A 2,557-nucleotide genomic window follows, 5' to 3' on the forward strand; every position below is an offset into this window, starting at 1 on the left:
GAGGTATATCATCAGTGCTTTACTTGTTCTTATTATTGTTTTAATGATAGCAACAAACCCAACTAAACAGGAATACCTTCAGTATATTGAATGGGAAGAAACACCACCAAGTATTCAAATTGAAAGAATAAACTTTTATATGTTTTCAACCTACACTCCAGTTGTCGCTCATGAGCACGGGATGACTCATTTAGGTATATTTGGTGACTTCTATCAGATTTCAGATGGTCAATTTGATTATCCTTGGTGGTTGAAGTTATTCAACTAACGAGGCAGGTTAGATGAGGAAGGAGGGTGTTTTCTAATTGGTAAATTATGTTATAATTTATTTATAAGGGGGGGTTGAGTGATGAGAACTAAGATTTTTGAATGGATTGGTTTCATTATCGTTTGCGTCTCGATATATGCTAATGCAACTTTTCGTGCAGATGGTACTCACACGGGGACAGGAATAAACTTAACAGTAATCGGGATGATTATGGGTGCAATTCTTACTTGTACTTTTTTCTATATTAGGAAGTTTGGAAATAAAGGGGTACATAAAAAGTCGACAAATTWACCTGCTATTTTATTTAACTAACGAGTGCTTTAGTGGAAGATCCCTAAGTTACTTTTACAACTATAGAGTAGGTCATTTTAATAACGGGAGGATCATATGTTCTTGATAAAGTTGGCACTCTTTGTGTTGATAGTGTTTGGTTTAAATGTGGTAGTAAAACTTCTTTTGAAAAAAGTACTTAAGATTGAAAAAGAAAAAAAGTCCTTTTTTTCTTACAACCACATAAACAATCTGCACAGGAAAATTGATTGGGGTATCAGAATTACTTCTATTATCACAATTATAATTACCAATATATTGGTGATAGTTGAAAATTATCCAAATTACCTTTTACTAATACCAATTTTCTGCATTGGACTAGATTATCCAGTAAGAGCATTTTTTGAGAGGAAATATTCGCAGAACCCCAAACAATATATTCTAACTCTTAGCGAAGGGGTAATAATGTTACTTGCAATAGTAATAGTCATTCAATTTATTACACAATAAAACTGCTTAGTTGTAGACAGTGTGGTTGCTAAGTCAGTAAGTAAATCTTCTTCAACTAACGGGTGCTTTACTTCAATAAGGGGTAAAGCCTTTTTCTTATTCAACTAACGGGGCAGGTTTGTTGAAGAAGGATTATCCTCCAAGATTATCGAATAAAAGGAAATCCCGGGTTGTGGAGGAGGAATAGCTTATGAAAAAAAACAGTATTATTTTCTTTGAAAGAAATTTTCCAAGTGCAAACATGATCCTTATTAAGGATCGACTGCCTATACTTATTGATACCGGTTTTGGGAGTGAAGCGAAAGAGACAGAGCAATTAATTAAAGAAACAGGCGTTTCACCAGAAGAATTACACCTTATTGTGAATACGCACTATCACAGTGATCATGTAGGAGGCAATTTTTATCTTCAAAAAAATTATGGTGTTTCGATTGCTACGCATAAATGGGACGCTGATTTAATTAATTTTTGTGACCCTGAAGCCTGTGGTGCAGAATGGTTAGATCAGTCTGTAGAACCTTATCGAGTAGATACAAAGCTCTCAGATAACGATGAGATTAATACAGGAAGTAGAACCTTGAAAGTCTTGCACACACCAGGTCATACGTTAGGGCATATTTCTTTATATGAACCTGAAGAAGAGATATTAATTTGCGGGGATCTCTTTCACAAAAATGATATTGGATGGTTAAATATCTTTCGAGAGGGTGTCACATCTATCCAACGATCTRTAGAAAGTTTGGATCGGTTGTCCATGCTCCGGATTCAAAAGGCATATTCAGGACATGGACCTCTAATGGAGAATCCTCTGGATGCCATTGATGCTGCAAGAGCAAGGCTTGAAAAGTGGCTCAAGATGCCAGAAAAAATTTCATGGCATGCCTGCAAGAGGATTTTTTCATTCACGTTAATCATTAAAAACGGATTGGCAAAAGAAGAAATCGATAACTATCTGCTAAAGTGTGGTTGGTTCCAAGATTTTGCACGCCACTCTTTCCAACTTCAGCCAGAAGAATTTATTCCAATCCTACTCGATGAAATGATTCGCTCGGGAGCAGCAAACTGGCACAATAATCATTTAATAGCCGCCACCCCATACAAAGCACCACAAAAAAATTGGATGAATAAGAACATAAAGCCGAAAGATTGGTAACCTCAGGGATTTGGGTACCCGGTCTGTATCCATTTTCTTCCCTTGCAGTGCTGAATTTGCGGTGCATGGATGGCTAACGGAACAGGTTAGTTTAACAAGTAAATGCTAAAATGTAACTGAATTACTGTGGAAAATCCTAATCAAAAACAGCTAAATGAACTCACGGGGATAAAAAAGCACTAGCAATCAGAAGTGAATAAAAGGAGAAGAAGGTTGAAATATTTTAATTATAAAAACTCTGTTTCTACTTTAATAAAGGAAGAGAGCGAGAAAATCGAAAATGTTGACATAGAAAATGTTGCATTTTTCAAAATGATGATTGAACGATATGAAATGGCGTTGAGAATTACCAGACA

Annotated in this window: 4 protein-coding genes; all 4 read left to right on the forward strand. The window is 35.7% G+C overall.

Annotated features, from left to right (window positions below; translation table 11 throughout):
• Nucleotides 1–268: hypothetical protein (locus tag AC1DSB_RS17855; RefSeq protein WP_477587261.1), on the forward strand; the 268-nt coding region annotated here is incomplete at its 5' end.
• Nucleotides 269–349: 81 nt separating this feature from the next.
• Nucleotides 350–580 (forward strand): hypothetical protein, encoded by a 231-nt coding sequence (locus AC1DSB_RS17860; RefSeq protein ID WP_477587262.1) that lies wholly within the window; start codon nucleotides 350–352, stop codon nucleotides 578–580.
• A gap of 75 nt (nucleotides 581–655) precedes the next feature.
• Nucleotides 656–1,048, forward strand: a complete 393-nt coding sequence (locus tag AC1DSB_RS17865) for a DUF4181 domain-containing protein (protein ID WP_477533027.1) — start codon at nucleotides 656–658, stop codon at nucleotides 1,046–1,048.
• Between the two features lie 190 nt (nucleotides 1,049–1,238).
• On the forward strand, nucleotides 1,239–2,201 hold the full coding sequence (locus AC1DSB_RS17870) for an MBL fold metallo-hydrolase (protein WP_477587263.1): 963 nt from the start codon (nucleotides 1,239–1,241) through the stop codon (nucleotides 2,199–2,201).
• Nucleotides 2,202–2,557 lie beyond the last annotated feature (356 nt).

It is taken from the genome of Paenisporosarcina sp. P4_E4_2 (assembly GCF_056401595.1).

Excerpts from the sequence above, each read along its gene's own strand:
- AC1DSB_RS17865 (WP_477533027.1), top strand. The coding sequence starts at position 656 with ATGTTCTTGATAAAGTTGGCACTCTTTGTGTTGATAGTGTTTGGTTTA.